Origin of the sequence: Marinobacter vulgaris (assembly GCF_003344045.1) — a bacterium.
Classification (GTDB): domain Bacteria; phylum Pseudomonadota; class Gammaproteobacteria; order Pseudomonadales; family Oleiphilaceae; genus Marinobacter; species Marinobacter vulgaris.
Map to the genome: position 1 here is coordinate 1 of NZ_QFWX01000005.1, position 19,309 is coordinate 19,309.

The window sequence follows — 19,309 nt, forward strand, 5'->3', positions numbered from 1 at the left end:
GCTAACCGATACTAATTGCTCGTGCGGCTTGACTATATAACACCCAAGACAATTGCGGATAACGCAACGAAATCAACATCACAACGTTCCATCTCGTCCACCCAGTGATCAACCGTTTTGCCTGACGACCATAGCGGTCTGGAACCACCTGATCCCATCCCGAACTCAGCCGTGAAACAGACCAGCGCCGATGGTAGTGTGGCTTCTGCCCATGTGAGAGTAGGTCATCGTCAGGCTCTTAATACCAAAAAACCCCGCCAGCTGCCGCTGACGGGGTTTTTTATTGCCGGTAAGAAAATATCGCTGTTCAGGGCAGCAGCTCTATGTGACCAGGCATGGGATGCTCACTCACTACCCCTCCACCAGTGACTCAGTGATATACTCCTGGAAAACAATCGTTAAATCGTCCCGACGGAGATCGCTATGCCTGCGACAGACCACCTCGTTATCTTTGATACCACCCTGCGCGATGGCGAGCAGAGCCCTGGCGCCACCATGACGAAGGCGGAAAAGCTACGCATAGCGAAGATACTTGAGAAGCTCCGGGTTGATGTGATTGAGGCGGGCTTTGCAATCGCCAGCCAGGGCGACTTTGAAGCGGTCAAAGGCATTGCCGAGTCTATCAAGGGCTCCACCATCTGCAGCCTCGCAAGGGCGCTGGATAAAGATATCGACCGGGCAGCGGAAGCGATCAGGCCGGCCGAGCGCGGCCGTATACATACCTTTATTGCTACCTCACCCATTCATATGAAGCACAAGCTGCAGATGCAGCCTGATGAGGTCGTGGAGCAGGCAGTCAGGTCCGTCAAGCGGGCCCGTAGCCATGTGGATGACGTCGAGTTTTCCTGTGAGGACGCCGGCCGCTCCGACCTGGACTTCCTCTGCCGCATTATAGAGGCGGCGATTAACGCCGGCGCCACCACTATCAATATTCCCGACACGGTGGGATATGCCATACCCGAGCAATTTGGTGAGACCATCCGTCAGTTGCTCAATCGCGTCCCCAATGCCGACAAGGCCGTCTTTTCCGTGCACTGCCACAATGATCTCGGCCTTGCGGTCGCAAACTCACTGGCTGCGGTAAGCAGTGGCGCCCGTCAGGTGGAATGCACCATCAACGGGCTGGGTGAGCGTGCGGGCAATGCCTCGCTGGAAGAACTGGTAATGGCGGTAAGAACACGCCAGGATCTCTACACCATCGATACCCGTATCGATACGCAGCACATTGTTCCGGCATCCCGGCTTGTATCCACCATTACCGGGTTTCCGGTGCAGCCCAACAAGGCTATCGTCGGTGCCAACGCGTTTGCCCACGAATCGGGTATTCACCAGGATGGCGTGCTCAAACATCGGGAAACCTATGAAATCATGCGTGCCGAGGATGTAGGCTGGCATACCAACAGCCTGGTCCTCGGTAAACACTCTGGCCGTAATGCCTTCCGTTCCCGGCTGCTGGAACTGGGGATTCAGTTTGAGACTGAAACCGAGCTGAATGAGGCCTTTACCCGCTTCAAGGCCCTGGCGGACCTGAAGCACGAGATTTTTGATGAGGATCTCCAGGCCATTGCCAGCCATACCCGCCAGGAAGAAGATGGCCGCTTCGGTCTTGTAACCATGCAGGTCTGCTCAGAAACCGGCGTGGTGCCCAAGGCCTCCCTGACACTGCTGATGGATGGTAAGGAACACAAGGTTGAGGCCGAGGGCAGTGGCCCGGTGGACGCGACGTTCAAGGCCATTGAGTCTTTGGTGGATTCGGGCTGTAACCTCCAGCTCTATTCCGTCAACAACATTACGAGTGGAACCGACGCACAGGGTGAAGTCACTGTACGCCTGGAGAGGGGCGGCCGCATTGTCAACGGCGTAGGAGCGGATACCGATATCATCATCGCGTCTGCAAAGGCCTATATTGAGGCCCTCAACCTGATCAGCAGCGGTGGTGTTCGTCAGCATCCCCAGGGAGCCGACGTCTGAGTAGCAAAGTCGTTAACGGATTCGCACAATGATGATGACAGAGGCAGAGCGTCAGTATTACCTGGGCAAGGCTGGTATCCATCTGTGGTACGCCCGTGCGCCCCTGCCGGGTGCAGCGCCCAGCCCTGAGTTCCGGTTCCCGGTGGATGACGATGAACGTGCGCCGGAACTGGAGTCGGATGCGGTCACGCCTCGGGCCCTGCAGCCGTCAATGCCACGTAAGAGCAACGAAGGCCCGGCCAAAGAACGACTTGCCGGCCTGCAGGCGTTGATGGCCAAGGCCGAGCCGCAATCCCCTAAAGCGGAGCCACACAAAGAGGTGTCCAGGGCTCCAGATCCTGTTGCTGAGAGTTCTGTCGAACTACCGGCATCTGCTGCAAGTGAACCGCCAGCTGAGGAAACGGCGCCTGCCGTCGATGCTCCTTCTGATATGGATCCGAAAGCTCAGATAAATGCCAGCCTTGGCGTCTGGGTAGCGGAGCACCTTGTGCTCATCAGCAGTGTGTCTGATGAGGCCAGTGAGCGACTGCAGGAGAACCTGGCCGGGAATATACTTGCCTCGCTTGGGGAATCCGGCGTGGAACGGTCGCGCTATATCCGCTGGCCGGTGTTTGGAAACCCGCGGGTTCCCGGCAATGGTATGGATGGGTTGCGGCAGGTGCTTTGCTCTGTAAGTCAGGAGTTCGGCGCCAGAAAACTCGTGTTTTTGGGCGTTCTGGCGGATGACATGCCTTCGGGTCGTTCTGACTGGCTGTGCAGCGCCCTTGGGGCTCCCGCCGTTGATTTTCCCCGGAGTCTGGCCGAACTGGCCGCGGTCCCGTCATACAAGCGTGAATTGTGGCAGCAACTCAAATCCGCTTTCGGAGTCTGATCTGTGTCCCGGGATATCTATCGCAGGGTTGAGAACGGTGAAATGACGATCAGGGGACTGGGCCAGGACGACCTGCCCGAGGTACTTGATATCGAGTGTCAGGGCTATTCCTTTCCCTGGAGTGAGTCCATTTTCCGCGGTTGTTTCCGCCCGGATTACCGGCTGTGGGCCCTGGAAATCTGTGACCGGCTGTCGGCTTATGCCGTGGTTGCCTATATGGCGGGTGAAGCCCACCTCCTGAACCTGTGTGTGGCCGCCGGCCAGAGAAGGTCCGGGGCAGGCCGGCGTCTGCTGCGGCATCTGGTTGCGGAATCGGCGCGGGATGGTATGTCACAGGTTCTGCTCGAGGTTCGTGACAGCAATACCGGGGCGATGGACCTTTACGTGAGTGAAGGTTTCTCGATCATTGGCCGCAGGCCCGGGTACTACCCCGGCGGGCGGGAGCGCGAAGACGCCCTGGTGATGGCCCTGGCAGTCGATAATCAGTGCGGCTATCACGGTCCACCCTAGGCTGGGGCCGCACGGACACGCATTCGCGTGAGCGGGCGATTATCCTTATAATGGCGACCGGTTGTTCAGTCTCTCCGATTCAGGTTTTTACCAATTATGACGAGCCTTGCCAGCGAAGTAGCACATCGCCGCACCTTTGCGATTATCTCGCACCCGGATGCGGGCAAAACCACGATCACAGAAAAAGTTCTCCTGTTCGGTCAGGCCATTCAGAAGGCTGGCACGGTGAAAGGTAAAAAGTCCGGTCAACACGCAAAGTCCGACTGGATGGAAATGGAAAAAGAGCGGGGTATCTCGGTTACCACCTCGGTGATGCAATTTCCTTATGGCGGTTGCCTGGTAAACCTGCTGGATACGCCGGGCCACGCCGACTTCTCGGAGGATACCTACCGGACGCTGACCGCTGTCGACTCCTGCCTGATGGTGATTGACAGCGCAAAGGGTGTCGAGGAGCGGACCATCAAGCTGATGGAAGTAACCCGGTTGCGGGACACTCCGATTCTTACCTTCATGAACAAGCTGGATCGTGAAACCCGGGATCCGGTGGAATTGATGGATGAGGTAGAAGACGTCCTCAAGATCGCCTGCGCACCGATTACCTGGCCCATTGGCATGGGTAAAAACTTCAAGGGGGTTTATCATCTGACCCGGGATGAAGTGGTTCTTTATAAATCGGGCCAGGGACATGCCATCCAGGAAAAGCGGGTGATCAGCGGTATTGATAATCCCGAGCTGGATAGTGTGCTTGGCGCCTATGCCGAAGAGCTCAGGGGGGAAATCGAACTGGTCAAGGGGGCATCCCACGAGTTTGATCTGGAAGCGTTCCTGGCCGGTGAGCTGACTCCCGTGTTTTTCGGTACGGCCCTGGGCAATTTCGGTGTTGATCACATGCTTGACGGCCTTGTGGAGTGGGCTCCGGAGCCGCAGCCAAGGGAAACCGACAAGCGACTGGTTGAGCCGGATGAGGACGTCTTCTCAGGCTTTGTTTTCAAGATTCAGGCTAACATGGACCCGCAACACCGGGATCGAGTCGCGTTTCTCAGGATTGTGTCAGGGCGGTATAATCAGGGCATGAAGGCCAGACACGTGCGTATCGGCAAAGAGGTCCGCTTCTCGGATGCCCTCACGTTCATGGCCGGAGACCGCGAGCACGCCGGTGAAGCCTTTGCCGGTGATATTATCGGCCTGCATAACCATGGCACGATCCAGTTGGGGGACACCTTTACGGCGGGCGAGGATTTCAAGTTCACTGGCATCCCCAACTTTGCACCGGAACTGTTCAGGCGGATCCGGCTGAAGGATCCGCTCAAGTCGAAGCAGCTGCAAAAAGGCCTGATCCAGCTTGCGGAAGAGGGCGCAGTGCAGGTCTTCCGGCCGCTGCGTAACAACGATCTGATTGTGGGTGCCGTGGGCGTGCTCCAGTTCGATGTGGTTGTCAGCCGCCTGAAAAGCGAATACAAAGTGGACGCGGTATACGAGCCTATCAACGTGGCGACGGCCCGCTGGGTGACAGCCTCGGACGAGCGCAAACTGGATGAATTCGAGCGCAAGGCTAACGATTTCCTGGCCCTGGATGGCAGCGACCGCCTGACCTACATCGCTCCTACCATGGTCAACCTGCAGCTGGCCCAGGAGCGACACCCGGAGATCAGCTTCCACAAAACCCGGGAGCACTGAATAGCTGGAGTGGTGAATGAGGCTCATCGACGCACATTGTCACTTTGACTTCCCCGAATTCGACGGACGTCGCGATACGGTACTGGAAGAGGCCCGGAGTGCCGGCCTCTCAAATCTGGTGATACCGGGCGTACGCCGTCCCGACTGGGGCAGGGTCAGCCGCATTGCCACAGAACATGAGGGGCTGTATTACTGCCTCGGAATACATCCCTGGTTCGTCAATGAGCATTCAGAGGAGGACCTGGGGGCATTACGTGCAGCGCTCCTGGATCATCCGGGCCACTGCGTGGCGTTGGGTGAGTGCGGTCTGGATCGCCTGCATGGTGAGCTGAAAGATCAGTACCCCTGGTTCGAGGCCCAGGTTGATGTCGCGGCACAGACGCAGTTTCCGCTTGTTATCCATTCGGTAAAGACCCATGACGAGGTCTACGAGGTGCTGCGAAGAAAATCGTTTGCGGGCCGTGTACTCGTACACGGGTTCTCCGGCAGTTACCAGCAGGCCTCAAAGTTGATTGACCTGGGCTGCTTTATTGGGGTTGGCGGGGTTATCACTCATCCCCGTGCCCGTAAAACACGGGACACCATAGCGCGGTTGCCAGTTGACGCGTTGGTACTGGAAACAGACGCCCCCGATATGGCGCCAGAGGGTGTGCAGCCGGGGCATAATTCGCCCGCTTGCCTGCCCCGCATTTTCAATACCCTCGCCGAGTTGCGTAATGCCGGCCGGGAGGATCTGGCACGCTCGCTGCTGTGCAATGTACAACGACTGTATGGTTGGAACGAGATCGGAGCGTCTGAGCGTTAGCGGCTGTTTTTCCGGGGGGATGAGCGCAAGGTACGTGAATAACGAAACAAGCCCCTTCAGGGTTGGCTTTCTTTTTTGGTTCGGATATACTTCGCGCCCTGGCTTTTCAAGGCGATGCCATCATCTCAGCCCCGAATGATGTCACTGCCGCTTAATATACAGGTAAGGAAACCCCTCCGGATGCCAAGCATTTACCGGTGGTGGTTTTTAACGTTTCTTATATAGCGTTCAAGGCGGAATCAATGAAGACTCTGAGTGCGAAACCAGAAACAGTAACACGTGACTGGTACGTTGTAGACGCAGCCGGCAAGACGCTGGGTCGTCTGTCAACTGAAATCGCCCGTCGTCTGCGGGGCAAGCATAAGCCTGAGTACACCCCTCATGTCGACACTGGTGATTACATTGTGGTTATCAATGCAGGCCAGGTAAGGGTTACCGGCAAAAAAGCATCTGACAAGATGTACTACAGTCACACCGGCTTTCCGGGTGGAATCAAGTCCATCAACTTCGAGAAGCTGGTTGACAAGGCTCCTGAGCAAATCATCCAGAAGTCTGTCAAAGGCATGCTTCCCAATGGCCCGCTCGGGCGCGCCATGTTCAAGAAGCTGAAAATTTATGCCGGCGCTGAGCATCCTCATGCAGCCCAGCAGCCCAAAGAACTCGACATTTAACGGAAGGCGGATATGTCTGTAGCACAAAATTACGGTACTGGTCGCCGCAAAACCTCCACGGCTCGGGTCTTTATCAAGCCGGGAAGCGGTAACATCTCAATCAATGGTCGTTCGATTGACCAGTTTTTCGGTCGTGATACCCTTCGTATGATCGTTCGTCAGCCCCTCGTGGTTGCCGATTCGACAGATCGGTTCGACATCAACATCACCGTGAAAGGTGGTGGAAGCAGCGGTCAGGCGGGCGCGATCCGTCACGGACTGACTCGTGCACTGATGGATTACGACGAGACTCTGCGTCCTGCTCTTCGTAAAGAGGGTTACGTTACTCGTGATGCTCGTAAAGTTGAGCGTAAGAAAGTCGGTCTGCGCAAGGCGCGTAAGCGTCCTCAGTTCTCCAAGCGTTAAGTTTGCTGGAGCAGACCCGAAAAACCCGGTCCGTTGGCCGGGTTTTTTTATGGGCGAAAAAAATTAATATCAATTTGATCCGGAACAGGTAATGCTCCGGCCTGAGAGCTTTCCGACTTGTAAGGGCAGGGTAATTTCATTACCATTTGAGCGCTTATATTTTTGGGTTGAGAGAAGTCCTTTTCGATATGCAGACGCCCTGTTGGCAAGGCTGTATATCGCCTGATGGGAGATAACCATAATGAGTAATGGCGACGTGAGCCAAGGCAGGCGCCGGTTTTTGATCGGTGCAACGTCTGTGGTGGGTGGTGTCGGCGTCGTCGGTGCGGCCGTACCTTTCGTAGCATCCTGGAACCCCAGTGCCAAAGCGGAAGCAGCCGGTGCACCGGTAACCGTCAATGTCAGTAAGCTCGAGCCAGGTCAGCAGATGACCGTCGAGTGGCGCGGGAAGCCGGTGTGGGTCATTCGGCGCACCGACGAAATGAATGAGAATATCCTTGAGCTGAACGACGTGGTCAAAGACCCCCTCTCCAAGGAGGCTGATCAGCCGGCTTATATTGACGGGGAGCTTCGTGCCATCAGAGACGACTACGCGGTTGTTGTCGGCATCTGTACGCACCTGGGCTGTTCTCCCCAGTTCCGTCCCGAAGTTGCTCCCGCTGACCTTGGTGAAGACTGGCTCGGTGGATTTTACTGTGCATGCCACGGCTCGAAGTATGACCTGGCCGGTCGCGTGTATCCGAATCAGCCGGCACCATCGAACCTCCAGGTGCCTCCCTACCGCTATGACGACGAAAACACCTTGACCGTCGGCCTGGATCCTGAGGGGGCAGCGTAATGAACAAATTAGTGAACTGGGTAGACGAGCGTCTCCCGATTGTCGAGGCGTGGAACAAGCACCTCGGCAAATACTACGCGCCGAAGAATTTCAATATGTGGTACTTCTTCGGCTCGCTGGCCATGCTGGTACTGGTCAATCAGCTGATTACCGGCATCTGGCTGACCATGAGCTATAACCCCTCCGGCGAGGGCGCCTTCGCCTCGATCGAATACATCATGCGTGATGTCGAGTGGGGCTGGCTGCTTCGCTACCTGCACTCCACCGGCGCTTCGGCGTTCTTCGTGGTGGTGTATCTGCATATGTTCCGTGGCCTGATGTACGGCTCCTACAAAAAGCCCCGGGAACTGATCTGGATCTTCGGCATGCTGATCTACCTGGTGCTGATGGCTGAAGCTTTCATGGGTTACCTGCTGCCCTGGGGACAGATGTCCTACTGGGGTGCACAGGTTATCGTCAACCTCTTCGGTGCCATTCCTGTTATCGGTGACGACCTGTCCCTGTGGATCCGTGGTGACTACCTGATTTCCGGCATTACACTGAACCGGTTCTTCGCATTGCATGTGGTCGCTCTGCCAATCGTCCTGCTTGGCCTGGTGGTTCTGCACATCCTTGCGCTGCACGAGGTTGGTTCGAACAACCCCGATGGTATCGACATCAAGAAGAACAAGGATGAAAACGGTATACCCAAAGACGGTATTCCATTCCATCCGTACTACACCGTTCACGATTTGATGGGTGTGGGCGTATTCTTCTTCATCTTCTTTATCGTGGTGTTCTTCTTCCCCGAGATGGGCGGTCTGTTCCTCGAAAAGCCGAACTTCGAGCCGGCCAATCCTCTCAAGACACCGGACCACATAGCGCCAGTGTGGTATTTCACTCCCTTCTACGCGATGTTGCGAGCGGTTACCGTTGACCTCTTCGGGCTGGATGCAAAGTTCTGGGGTGTTGTCGTCATGGGCGGCGCCATTGCCATACTGTTTGTCCTGCCGTGGCTGGACAAGAGCCCGGTGCGTTCCATGCGCTACAAGGGGTGGATGAGCAAGGTTGCGCTGGCGATCTTTGCGGTAAGCTTCGTAATCCTGGGCTACCTCGGTATCGTTCCGGCAACAGAGGGGCGTACGACCGTTGCGCAGATCCTGACAACGTTCTACTTCCTCTATTTCATCCTCATGCCGTTCTACACGCGCATGGAGAAAACCAAGCCAGTGCCAGAGAGGGTGACAGGATAATGAGAAAGCTGATTGTTGGTCTTTTCATAGCGATCCTGCCGGCTCTCGGGCTGGCGGCGGCGCCATCTGTTGAGCTGGATACGATGGAACCGGATCATACGAACAAAGCGTCTCTGCAGCGCGGTGCCGCCCTGTTTACTAACTACTGCATGGGGTGTCATTCCATGGAGTATGCCCGTTATAAACGAGTATCGGAGGATCTGGGGATTCCCCAGGAGCTTTACGAGGAAAATCTGATCTTCACGGGCGCAAAAATCGGCGAGCTGATGAAGAATGCCATGAACAAGGATATGGCGGCGGACTGGTTCGGTGCTCCGCCACCGGACCTGACCCTCGAGTCCCGCCTCCGCGGCGAGGACTGGATCTATTCTTACCTGCGGGGTTTCTATAAGGATGATGCCCGTCCGCTGGGTGTGAATAATGTGGTTTTCGCTAATGTCGGGATGCCTCATGTCATGACCGATCTGCAGGGCCTGTGTGCAGTCAAGCCGCAGATCGGGGGAAGAGCCAGTGTTGATCCCCTCAGCGGGGATGTCCGCAATGCGGATATTTGCCCGGAATGGGAAATCGAGGGCTCGATGTCGTCGGCGGAATTTGACAGCGCAATGTACGACCTGACCAACTTCATGTCCTACATGGGGGATCCGGTAAAGGTTGAGCGTGAAAGGCTCGGGATGTTTGCCCTGATCTTCGTGGCGATCTTCTTTGTCTTCGCGTACCTGCTGAATCGTGAATACTGGAAGGACGTACACTGAGATTTCAGGTATAATCCTTATCCCTGAGTTCCAGCGGGCACTTGTCGGCCCGCTGGATTTTTGCGTTTTTCAGGGTCAATTCGGTTAGTCAAATCGTGAGGTAGTTCTATGGGCGTTGTGACCAAGCGGTCATCAATGACGTTTTTCTCGGACCCGGCCAGTCATTACAGCCACAGAGTCCGCATTGTGCTGGCAGAAAAAGGCGTAACCGTTGACGTCGTCAATGTGGATCCGGACAACCCGCCCGGAGAGCTGGCCGATCTTAATCCCTACAACGCCCTGCCTACGCTGGTAGATCGTGATCTTGTGCTTTATGAGCCCAACATCATGATGGAGTACCTGGATGAGCGTTTCCCTCACCCACCGTTGCTTCCGGTCTATCCGGTTGCGCGCGCGAACAGCCGGTTGATGATTCACCGCATCCAGAAAGACTGGTGCGGGCTGGTGGATCAGATCCTTGCCCAGCCTAATGCGAAAGCGTCGGAAGCTGCGCGGAAAGAGCTTCGCGAGAGCCTGTTGGCGACAGCGCCGCTGTTTGGCGAGATGCCATTTTTCCTGTCGGAAGAGTTCACCATTGTGGATTGCTGTATTGCCCCGATTCTGTGGCGATTGCCTTCATTGGGGATAGAGCTTAACGAGAAGCAGGCAAAGCCGCTTCAGAAGTATATGGATAGCATTTTCAGCCGTGAGGGGTTCAAGGCGAGCCTGTCGGATCTGGAAGAAGATATTCGCAGTTGATTTGCAGAGCCTGAAACCGGTTCAGGAGAGAGGCAGTGCCTGATAGCAAGATAACCATGACATCGAGCCGCCCGTATCTGGTCAGGGCGTTCAATGAATGGATTCTCGATAATGACTGTACGCCCTATATTGTGGTTGATGCAGGCATCCAGGGAGTCCAGGTGCCGACCGACCATGTCGCCAACGGCCAGATCGTGTTGAACATCAGCCCCGGAGCTGTCCGGAGCCTGGTCATTGGCAACGGTGCGCTGGAGTTCAGTGCGCGCTTCGGCGGCGTACCCATGCAGGTTTTTATTCCCTTGCAGGCAGTTATGGCCGTCTACGCCAAGGAAAATGGTGAGGGGATGGTGTTTGGTAGTGAGCCTGGCTCACCGGATCCGGAAGGGCCGGGAGGCAAGAAAGATACGGACAGTTCCGATGAGAGCGGGAAAGCCGGAGACCGACCCAGTGGCCGGCCAACTCTCAAGGTGGTGAAATAGTCCTGGTGATTGATCCCGAGAGTCGGGAGAAGTCCGAAAAGCCAGCTGTCAGAACCAGCTGGCTTTTTTGTTAGCCACCAAAAAGTTTTTGATCGATGAGCCCGCACAAGGCATTGATGACCACCAGCATTATGGGGGTTGCCGCGGTGGGAGAGAGGTTGTCCAGTGCGATTTCATGGTCCTCCGGATGCAGCAGCGACGTGATATCGGTCTTTTCCTTGGCGCTAAGTACCACCACATTCATTTCCCTGTCATGAGCCGCCTGAATGGCCTGTATCAGGTTGGCCTTGTGGCCATCATCGACGAACACCATCAACAGGTCATTGGCTTTGCCGATGGCTCGAACCTGTCTCGAGAAGGTGTCGTTGAAGCGGTTGTCGCGGCAGATGGCCGAGTAGGTGGTTGCGTCTGCCCCGAGGTTAATGGCCGGCAGTGCCGGTCGGTCATGCTCGAACCGGTTCAGCAGAGCAGTGCAGAAATACTGGGCGAGGATGTTGGCGTTGCCATTGGCACAGGCAATGATCTTGCCGTCGCTGAGCAGGGCTCCGACGAGAGCATCTGAAGCCCTCTCTATGTCAGGGGCTGTTGAGCTGGCAGCCTGGGCGGTGTGCTCCATATGGTTGGCAAACCACTGGTTTATCTGTTGTTCCGTATCCGTCATAGTCAGACCTGAATGGCATTTTTGATCCATTGTATCCGGTATTTCGTGTTTTCGCCCGGGGCGATCGCAACAACGTCGATTCGGCTATAGCTGTCCCAAAGACCATGTTTATGGAGATAGAACGAGGCCGCTCTGATCAGTCTTTTCTGTTTCGTGGGGGTTATGGACTCCGCCGCGCCGGTGAGACTGCCTTTTCCCCGGAAGCGAACCTCAAAAAACACCAGTGTCCCATCGTCAGACCCGACAAGGTCAATTTCGCCGCCGCGGCTGAATACGTTTCTCTCGAGGATCTTGATGCCACGGCTCATGAGGTAGCGGGCAGCAACGCCCTCTGCATGATGCCCAGTCGCTTTGCGGGTTTTCGGAGTGCCATCCATGGCTACAACCTGTTGTTATTCCTGTCCGGCAAGTTCGTCCGTTTCCGGGGTTTCTCCGCCGTCAGCCTCTTTCAGGGGTGGCAGTCTTTCGGGTGTTCCGTTTCGGAATTTTGCCCACAGCTGTTCCCGGTGAATGCTGCCGTCAGACGTCATCGACAGCTTTCCCGTCTGACCGTCAATGCTTGATCCTTCAACCTGTTGTAGCAGAGGCAGGCGCTTGCTCAGGTTCCAGGCATCTGCGCCCATGGCGAAAAGGCGGCCGAGCTGGCCTCTGATGTCGGGCATGGCCTCTTTGACCAGGCTGCGAAACTGGTTGTCTTCTGCCAGGACCCAGGGTGTATCGGTAAAAATAACGCCGTTCAGGTCACGGTCCCGGGACGGATCCGGATTGCCCTCATAAACCATGGAGGGAGAGTATACCGGTAGCTCGCCACCAAAATAGAACGCGAATAAAGGCTTGAACTGGCGAGCGACTGTGGGCTCGGCGACCATAACGATGCCGTCTGCATCCTGCCTTCGCCGGGGCTCGAACTCAACGTTGATGCCGGCCGTGCGTTCTACGTCAATGGCGCGGTTACGGGACACTGTGATCCCCAGCAGGTCGGCTGTTACCGCCCGCAAATTGTCCTCGCGGTAATACCGCTCGATGTCCAGCGCGACGCCTTCGTTCTGTTCGAGGCGATTTAGCAATGCTGCCTCCAGCCTGTCACCCCAGCCCCCTGCCGGTATCAGTACCAGCACCTGGTCAATGTCCTCAGCGGTCATGCGATCGGCGATTTGCCGGGCTTCGTCCTCCGCTGAAAGCCCGAACTGGTAAAGTCCGGATGGCGCTTCAGTATCGCCGGGAAGATAGTTCAGCCCCAGCACAGGGACCGGCAGAGAATCCATATCAGCCAGTGTTGCCAGTGCGTCCTTTTCCAGCGGACCGACGATCAGGTCCTGGTTCTCCCTGGAAATTTCTTTATACAGTTGAGGGAAGTCGCTACCAGCGGTATCCACGACTCTGATGCTGATTTTCTCGCGATCCGCAGACTCGTCTTCATAGTAGGCGGCGAAAAAACCGTCGCGGATGGCCGCGCCGGCGCTCCCAAGGGGCCCGCTGAGCGGAATGGCGAGGGTGATTTTTTCGGGGCGGTTCTCTGCCAGGCTTGCAATGAGTTGAAGCTCGGCCGGTGGTGTGGCCGCTGCTGGATGGTCGGGCCAGTTGTTCTGCCAGCTTCGGATCATCCTGCCCTGTTCCTCGAGGTTGGCGTCCGGTTCTCTGAGAATCGCCGCCAGCTCGAGCCACCCCTGGGCCTCATAGCCGATAGCGCGTCCTTTCTCATCCGCCAGTTCGGAGTCGGAGGTTTGTTTCAGGTTCTGCCAGATGGCATCGTGGAGCGCCTGGGTATCAGCGTCAGTATCTGCCGCTGCAAGTAGAATCAGGGTGACGGCAGCTGCCAGGTTATCCCCGGTAAGCTGATAGGTCTGCGCCTGCAGATTGGCCGCCCGGTTAATCAGGTCGCGCTCGTAGTTGAGAAACTGGTCCGGTTCAATCCGCGATACGATATCGGCTGCCCATTGGGCATCATCGAGGGCCACCGCGCTTGCCATGGACAGGAGTATCAGTTGGTCCTCGGTTTCCTGGGCGGGAGGATCGAACTGGTCGCTTTGCAGAAGTATTCTCGCGTCACGGTGCTGGTTGCGGTTCTGGAATCTGTCTGCGGTCCGCAGCAGGTACGATTGAGCGGCCTGGGGGTCGGCTACGGTGTCGGCAACATTGAGGGCTTCGCCGGCGCTTTCGGCGACGTGAGATTCCAGGTTCACGCTGGCGCAACCCGCAAAAAGCAGTGCCATCGCCATAAGGAGTGAGGTGATTCTAAGGTTCAGGCGGTATCTGGTCATGGCTGGCTCACATTACTCCGGGTTATTACGCTTGTGGCGCCGGGTGATCGGCGGCATCATGCCGGAAGCCCCAATCCCGCCGGGCTTCCCGTAAATGGTTTGCTTGATCAGGCCCGCAAGTTTAACAGCTCCCACGCGAATTCACATGAAGTTGGTGTCATCCGCCGGAGTAAAGAGAGGTATGCATGAATTCAGAGAACGACCCGTCAGAACAGTCTGGTACCCTTTATATCGTGGCTACCCCCATTGGCAACCTGGAGGATTTCTCACCCAGGGCTGCCTCGATATTATCACGGGTTTCCGTGATCGCTGCAGAAGATACACGGCATAGTGGACGGCTGTTGCAGCACCTGGGGATTCGCAAGCCCATGATGGCGTTGCACGATCATAACGAGCGGGACAAGGCCGGGCTGGTTCTGGACAAACTGGCGGCATCCCAAGATGTTGCGCTGATTTCAGATGCCGGCACACCGCTGATCTCCGATCCGGGCTACGTGCTGGTGCGCGAGGCGCGGGCGCGTGGATTTCGGGTCAGCCCGGTGCCCGGGGCCTGCGCTCTTGTTGCGGCGTTAAGCGCGGCCGGCTTACCGACCGACCGGTTTCTTTTTGAGGGTTTTCTGTCGGCCAAGCAGGGCGCGCGCAAGGCTGCTCTCGAACGCCTGGCGGGAGAGTCCGCAACCCTGGTGTTCTATGAATCCCCCCACCGGATTGTTGATACGGTCAGGGAGATCGAGCGGGTTATGGGGGCGGAGCGGGAGCTGGTGCTGGCCAGGGAGCTCACCAAGACATTCGAGACATTTTATGCGGGTGCTGCATCACGGGTCGGAGATGAGCTGGAGGCGGATCCCCACGGCAGTCGCGGTGAGTTCGTAGTCATGGTTCATGGTGTCAGCGATGCCGAGTCTGCCATGGGTAAGGTCGAAATTGATCGGGTGCTGGGCATACTGCTCAAGGAGCTGCCGGTTAAAAAGGCAGCCAAGCTGGGAGCGGAATTGACCGGTCGCCCAAAGAATGAGCTCTACCAGCGGGCCCTTGAGCTGAGAGTTGAATAGCCGGAGCGTCGATATCCATAGGGCAGGTGGTAGAGGAGCAGTATCGCTGTTTTCTCTTGCCTGACTTCGCTAGCTGGAGTATGGTCTCGCCCGAGCTCGCCAGACAGTCGCCGCCGGTTTTACCGGGGGAGGAAAGTCCGGGCTCCATAGGGCAAGGTGCCAGGTAACGCCTGGGCGGCGTGAGCCGACGGAAAGTGCAACAGAAAGTATACCGCCTAAGTGGCCGTGACACGCTCGCGGTCACTGGTAAGGGTGAAATGGTGCGGTAAGAGCGCACCGCGTGGCTGGCAACAGTTCACGGCGATGGCAAACCCCACCTGGAGCAAGACCAAATAGGAATCCTATGGCGCGGCCCGCGCTGGATTCGGGTAGGTCGCTTGAGGCCTGCGGCGACGCAGGCCCTAGATGAATGACTGTCCCAGACAGAACCCGGCTTACCGGCGAGCTCATTTTTATTTCCGCTTTGCATGACATTCGTCATTCTCACCAGCTAACTTTTATAGCCAAAAAATCTTAGAGCTCACTTGTCGTCTTCAGTTCTGTCTGCAGGTAATTGATTTTTAGGTTTTTCTTATCCGTAATCTCCACTCTGTTGCCAGTCTTGTTCTGTAACCTCTTGTCATAAAAGGAACTTTCCCGGGTATGGCGCTGTTCGCGGCGCTTGCATTGTGTATTGCGTGTTTCTATAGTGTGCACAAGTGGGAAAAAGTGGTTTCTAGTGGTTATTTGTGGTTTCTAAACCCCGGAATTGGTGCAGATGAGCAATTTTCTTGGCAGTCATGCCATCAATATGGATGCGAAGGGTCGCCTTGCGATCCCCGCCAGGGTGCGTGAAGAGCTCGCGCACGCCTGTGGCGGCCGCATTGTGTTGACGGCAAATGCCGATGAAGAGCGCTGCCTGCTGGTGTATCCGGAGCCGCAGTGGGAGGCCCTGAGGCCACAGATCGAAGCCCTCCCCAATATGAACAAGGCTGCCCGCAGGCTGCAGCGCCTGTTGCTGGGGCATGCTACGCCGCTTGAGCTGGATTCCGCCGGTCGCATCCTGGTGCCACCCACATTGCGCAGCTATGCGCGTCTGGAGAAAAAACTGATGTTGATTGGTCAGGGTAAGAAGCTGGAGCTCTGGAGTGAAGAGCGCTGGTTCGCATGGCTTGACGAGTCGTCGGATGAGGAAGAAATGCCACCGGAAATGGAAGCACTGTCACTATGACCATCGACGGCGATCAGGAGCCAGCTGGTTCGTACCGGCATCGCTCTGTGCTCCTGGACTCGGCGGTCGACCTACTGATTAACGATCCGGAAGGCGTTTATATCGATGGCACATTCGGTCGTGGCGGCCACAGCCGCCTGATCCTCGGGCAGCTTGGTCCTGGTGGCAAGTTGCTGGGCATCGACAAGGACCCGGAGGCCATTCAGGTGGCCCGGGAGCTTGCGCTTGAGGATTCGCGTTTTCAGCCGTTCCACGGCTCGTTTGCCGAACTGGCCGCAGCTGCGGAGTCCCAGGGATGGGTGAAGGTCAATGGCGTGCTGCTGGACCTGGGTGTTTCATCCCCGCAACTGGATGACGCTGCCCGTGGGTTCAGTTTTATGCGGGATGGCCCGCTGGATATGCGGATGGATCCGGGCCAGGCGCCCAGTGCCGCACAATGGCTGGCCGAGGCAGACGAAAAAGACATTGCATACGTTATCTGGCGATACGGCGAGGAAAGGTTCTCCCGCCGTATCGCCCGTCTCGTTGTGGAGCGCCGCAAAGAAGCGCCACTGGAGACCACGCATCAACTGGCGTCACTGGTCAGCGAGGCGGTTCCAAAAAAGGAAAAACACAAGCATCCGGCTACCCGGACCTTCCAGGCAATCCGAATCTTTATCAATCGGGAACTGGAAGACCTGGAGGCGGGGCTCAGTGCTGCCGTCGAAAAGCTGATGCCCGGCGGGAGGCTGGTGGTAATAAGCTTCCACTCGCTGGAAGACCGGCTGGTCAAGCGGTTCATGAGGGATCTGGCCCGTGGCCCCAGGCTGCCAAAAGGCGTGCCGGTGACTGCGGAGCAGGAAGCCTCGGCATTCCGGCTGATCGGCAAGGCCAACAAGGCGGATTCGGCAGAGGTAAGTGACAACGTGCGGGCGAGAAGCGCGGTTATGCGTGTTCTCGAACGGATACCGGAATAACCCGGGTAACAAACACAGGTAGGGAGCGCGGGATCATGGGCGCGGTAGCCATTGAAAGGCCGACAAAAACAGCACGACTGAACAAGCAGCGTGTCAGGGATGGTGTGGCGACGGCGGTCAGGCTGTCGCAGCAGGTCTTCGCCGCGCTTCAACAAAAGCGGGTGCTGATCTCCATGGGGCTGGTGATGCTCCTGCTGATGTCATCCCTGGGCGTTGTGGTCAGCGCTCACGAGAACCGGGAATTGTTCAATACCCTGTCGCAGTTGCAGGAACGGCGTGACAACTACCAGCGCGAATGGAGCCAGTTGCTGCTGGAGCAAAGTGCGCTGAGTGCCCATGGCCGGGTGGAGCAGCTGGCATCGGAACGTTTCGACATGGTGGTTCCCGGCAAGCAGGACATTGTCCTGGTGCCATTGATGGCGCCCCTTGTCGGGGCGCGGTAAGCGAAAATAACAAACCGTAAGGTGAAGACAGTGGCGGATCAGGGAAAGACAACAACATGGAGCCAGCGACTGGCTGCCGGGCTTGGAGCCTGGCGGTACGGCACCGTGTTGGGTGTTTTCCTGGTGGTGGTGGGCGCCCTGGCATGGCGCCTGGTCGATCTGCACGTGGTGGACAATGAATTCCTGCGTGAGCAGGGCGATGTGCGCACCATACGGGTCGAAAGCATTGACGCCCACCGGGGTGTGGTAACGGACCGACACGGTGAATCACTGGCGGTGAGCACGCCGGTCCAGACTATCTGGGCCAACCCATCTGAAATTGACGCGGATGAGCCGCGGCTGACAAATGTGGCGCGGCTGCTGGGTCTCCAGGAAGCCAGGCTCAGGGATCGCTTACGCAAATACGCCGGCCGGGAATTTATTTATCTGCGTCGCAAGCTGCAGCCTGAAACCGCCCGGCAGGTGCTCGCAATGGATATTCCGGGGGTATACAGCCGCCAGGAATACCGCCGCTATTATCCCGCTGGCGAGGTGACAGCCCATGTCGTCGGGTTCACCAACATTGATGAAAATGGCCAGGAAGGCATTGAGCTGGCCTATAACCAGTGGCTAAGTGGCGAAAGTGGCCGCAAGCGGGTCCTCAAGGACAATCGTGGGCGCGTCATTAAAGACCTGACCCTGATTCGTGATGCAAAACCCGGTCGCAGTCTTGAACTCAGTATTGATTTGCGCTTGCAGTACCTGGCTTACAGGGAGTTGAAGGCGGTAGTGGGAGCTCATGATGCCAGGGGCGGTACGCTGGTGATGCTGGATGTCGATAGCGGTGAAGTTCTGGCGATGGTGAATCAGGGGTCCTATAACCCCAATGACCGCAGCCAGCTCAGTCCTGACCGCTTGAGAAACAAGGCGATCACCGACCTGTTTGAGCCCGGATCCACGATGAAACCGGTCTCCATGGCAGCGGCGTTGGAATCGGGGAAATTCAGGACCTCGAGCACCATAGATACGGCGCCGGGGTTTCGGCGCTTTGGTCGTTTCACGATCCGGGATCACCGTAATTATGGCGTGATCAGCCTCACTGATGTAATTGCCAAGTCGAGCAACGTGGGTATCAGCAAGATCGCCACCGAGCTGGGTGGTGACGCCATACGCGAACTTTACGCACGCCTTGGCTTGGGGCAGCCGACCGGGATCGGTTTTCCCGGTGAGGCCGTTGGCGTTCTGCCGGCGCCACCCAAGTGGCGGCCCGTTGAAGAGGCAACGTTGTCCTACGGCTATGGCATGAGCGTCAATGCGCTTCAGCTCGCGCAGGCTTACATGGTGCTGGCAAACGGCGGTATTCGTTATCCGCTGAGCTTGATGAAGGTTAATGGCAAACCTGTCGGGGAACGGGTTCTGTCCGAGGATGTCTCCTTCCAGATCAGGGAAATGTTGCGGGAGGTCGTGGAAAACGGAACCGGAAAACGGGCCCAGCCGGGATTTTATTCCGCTGGTGGCAAAACCGGAACTGTCCACCTGGTTGGCAAGAACGGTTATGAAGACAGCCAGTACAAGTCAATATTCGCCGGTATGGCCCCGATCGACAATCCCCGGATTGTCACCGTGGTGGCTGTTGATGCACCCCAGTCCGGTGAATATTACGGTGGCGAAGTGGCGGCACCGGTATTTGCACGAGTGATGGGGGATGCCTTGCGGTTGCTGAACGTAAAACCGGAACTGGAGCTGGGTGAGGCGCTGAAGCCGCGTCCGGCTTCCGCGGAGCAGGGTTAGGTCT

20 protein-coding genes, 1 rRNA gene and 1 other RNA gene are annotated in these 19,309 nt (G+C 57.0%); 19 read left to right on the forward strand and 3 right to left on the reverse strand.

The features are described from left to right. Nucleotides 1-120 precede the first annotated feature (120 nt). From rrf to DIT71_RS11395, 13 genes are all read left to right on the forward strand, one after another. A 5S ribosomal RNA gene (rrf, locus tag DIT71_RS11335) occupies nucleotides 121-236 on the forward strand. Between the two features lie 187 nt (nucleotides 237-423). Further along, the gene (locus DIT71_RS11340; RefSeq protein ID WP_114613345.1) at nucleotides 424-1,971 is read left to right on the forward strand and encodes a 2-isopropylmalate synthase; all 1,548 of its coding nucleotides are present in this window, start codon (nucleotides 424-426) and stop codon (nucleotides 1,969-1,971) included. Nucleotides 1,972-1,999: 28 nt separating this feature from the next. After that, nucleotides 2,000-2,842, forward strand: coding sequence for a hypothetical protein (locus DIT71_RS11345; RefSeq protein WP_114613346.1), 843 nt, complete (start codon nucleotides 2,000-2,002; stop codon nucleotides 2,840-2,842). 3 nt (nucleotides 2,843-2,845) lie between these two features. Beyond that, nucleotides 2,846-3,352: a ribosomal protein S18-alanine N-acetyltransferase gene (gene rimI, locus DIT71_RS11350; RefSeq protein WP_227538080.1), complete on the forward strand. Its 507-nt coding sequence runs from the start codon at nucleotides 2,846-2,848 to the stop codon at nucleotides 3,350-3,352. 96 nt (nucleotides 3,353-3,448) lie between these two features. Continuing rightward, nucleotides 3,449-5,029, forward strand: coding sequence for a peptide chain release factor 3 (gene prfC / locus DIT71_RS11355; RefSeq protein WP_114613347.1), 1,581 nt, complete (start codon nucleotides 3,449-3,451; stop codon nucleotides 5,027-5,029). A gap of 16 nt (nucleotides 5,030-5,045) precedes the next feature. After that, the gene (locus tag DIT71_RS11360) at nucleotides 5,046-5,834 is read left to right on the forward strand and encodes a TatD family hydrolase (RefSeq protein WP_114613348.1); all 789 of its coding nucleotides are present in this window, start codon (nucleotides 5,046-5,048) and stop codon (nucleotides 5,832-5,834) included. A 242-nt stretch (nucleotides 5,835-6,076) separates the two neighbouring features. Beyond that, nucleotides 6,077-6,505: a 50S ribosomal protein L13 gene (rplM, locus tag DIT71_RS11365; protein ID WP_114613349.1), complete on the forward strand. Its 429-nt coding sequence runs from the start codon at nucleotides 6,077-6,079 to the stop codon at nucleotides 6,503-6,505. Between the two features lie 12 nt (nucleotides 6,506-6,517). Then, a complete protein-coding gene (gene rpsI, locus DIT71_RS11370; RefSeq protein ID WP_114613350.1) occupies nucleotides 6,518-6,910 on the forward strand; it encodes a 30S ribosomal protein S9 in 393 nt (130 codons plus the stop codon). A gap of 241 nt (nucleotides 6,911-7,151) precedes the next feature. Further along, on the forward strand, nucleotides 7,152-7,748 hold the full coding sequence (gene petA, locus DIT71_RS11375; RefSeq protein ID WP_114613351.1) for a ubiquinol-cytochrome c reductase iron-sulfur subunit: 597 nt from the start codon (nucleotides 7,152-7,154) through the stop codon (nucleotides 7,746-7,748). Continuing rightward, a complete protein-coding gene (locus tag DIT71_RS11380) occupies nucleotides 7,748-8,980 on the forward strand; it encodes a cytochrome b (RefSeq protein ID WP_114613352.1) in 1,233 nt (410 codons plus the stop codon). The genes petA and DIT71_RS11380 overlap by 1 nt, the downstream gene beginning before the upstream one ends. Then, nucleotides 8,980-9,735 carry a cytochrome c1 gene (locus tag DIT71_RS11385; protein WP_114613353.1) on the forward strand — a complete coding sequence of 252 codons (756 nt, stop codon included), beginning with the start codon at nucleotides 8,980-8,982 and terminating at the stop codon, nucleotides 9,733-9,735. The genes DIT71_RS11380 and DIT71_RS11385 overlap by 1 nt, the downstream gene beginning before the upstream one ends. A 108-nt stretch (nucleotides 9,736-9,843) precedes the next feature. Next, the gene (locus tag DIT71_RS11390; protein WP_114613354.1) at nucleotides 9,844-10,473 is read left to right on the forward strand and encodes a glutathione S-transferase N-terminal domain-containing protein; all 630 of its coding nucleotides are present in this window, start codon (nucleotides 9,844-9,846) and stop codon (nucleotides 10,471-10,473) included. Nucleotides 10,474-10,529: 56 nt separating this feature from the next. Further along, the gene (locus DIT71_RS11395) at nucleotides 10,530-10,952 is read left to right on the forward strand and encodes a ClpXP protease specificity-enhancing factor (protein ID WP_227538103.1); all 423 of its coding nucleotides are present in this window, start codon (nucleotides 10,530-10,532) and stop codon (nucleotides 10,950-10,952) included. Nucleotides 10,953-11,022: 70 nt separating this feature from the next. Here the strand turns inward: DIT71_RS11395 and DIT71_RS11400 are convergent, their stop codons facing one another. The 3 genes from DIT71_RS11400 to DIT71_RS11410 are packed head-to-tail and all read right to left on the reverse strand — an operon-like array spanning nucleotide 11,023 to nucleotide 13,874. Then, the gene (locus tag DIT71_RS11400) at nucleotides 11,023-11,613 is read right to left on the reverse strand and encodes an SIS domain-containing protein (RefSeq protein ID WP_114613356.1); all 591 of its coding nucleotides are present in this window, start codon (nucleotides 11,611-11,613) and stop codon (nucleotides 11,023-11,025) included. A 2-nt stretch (nucleotides 11,614-11,615) separates the two neighbouring features. Next, nucleotides 11,616-11,990 (reverse strand): YraN family protein, encoded by a 375-nt coding sequence (locus tag DIT71_RS11405; RefSeq protein ID WP_114613357.1) that lies wholly within the window; start codon nucleotides 11,988-11,990, stop codon nucleotides 11,616-11,618. A 15-nt stretch (nucleotides 11,991-12,005) separates the two neighbouring features. Next, nucleotides 12,006-13,874 carry a penicillin-binding protein activator gene (locus DIT71_RS11410; RefSeq protein WP_114613358.1) on the reverse strand — a complete coding sequence of 623 codons (1,869 nt, stop codon included), beginning with the start codon at nucleotides 13,872-13,874 and terminating at the stop codon, nucleotides 12,006-12,008. 185 nt (nucleotides 13,875-14,059) lie between these two features. Between DIT71_RS11410 and rsmI the strand changes: the two genes are divergently transcribed. The 6 genes from rsmI to DIT71_RS11440 all read left to right on the forward strand — a co-directional run bounded on the left by rsmI (nucleotide 14,060) and on the right by DIT71_RS11440 (nucleotide 19,305). Continuing rightward, on the forward strand, nucleotides 14,060-14,926 hold the full coding sequence (rsmI, locus tag DIT71_RS11415; RefSeq protein WP_114613359.1) for a 16S rRNA (cytidine(1402)-2'-O)-methyltransferase: 867 nt from the start codon (nucleotides 14,060-14,062) through the stop codon (nucleotides 14,924-14,926). Between the two features lie 91 nt (nucleotides 14,927-15,017). Continuing rightward, nucleotides 15,018-15,379: RNase P RNA component class A (rnpB, locus tag DIT71_RS11420), an RNA gene on the forward strand. 304 nt (nucleotides 15,380-15,683) lie between these two features. Beyond that, nucleotides 15,684-16,136, forward strand: coding sequence for a division/cell wall cluster transcriptional repressor MraZ (mraZ, locus tag DIT71_RS11425; RefSeq protein ID WP_114613360.1), 453 nt, complete (start codon nucleotides 15,684-15,686; stop codon nucleotides 16,134-16,136). Further along, complete coding sequence (gene rsmH, locus DIT71_RS11430) at nucleotides 16,133-17,092, forward strand: 16S rRNA (cytosine(1402)-N(4))-methyltransferase RsmH (protein ID WP_114613361.1); 960 nt, start codon at nucleotides 16,133-16,135, stop codon at nucleotides 17,090-17,092. The genes mraZ and rsmH overlap by 4 nt, the downstream gene beginning before the upstream one ends. A gap of 35 nt (nucleotides 17,093-17,127) precedes the next feature. Then, nucleotides 17,128-17,535: a cell division protein FtsL gene (ftsL, locus tag DIT71_RS11435; RefSeq protein WP_114613362.1), complete on the forward strand. Its 408-nt coding sequence runs from the start codon at nucleotides 17,128-17,130 to the stop codon at nucleotides 17,533-17,535. A gap of 30 nt (nucleotides 17,536-17,565) precedes the next feature. Continuing rightward, nucleotides 17,566-19,305 (forward strand): peptidoglycan D,D-transpeptidase FtsI family protein, encoded by a 1,740-nt coding sequence (locus DIT71_RS11440; RefSeq protein WP_114613363.1) that lies wholly within the window; start codon nucleotides 17,566-17,568, stop codon nucleotides 19,303-19,305. Nucleotides 19,306-19,309 lie beyond the last annotated feature (4 nt).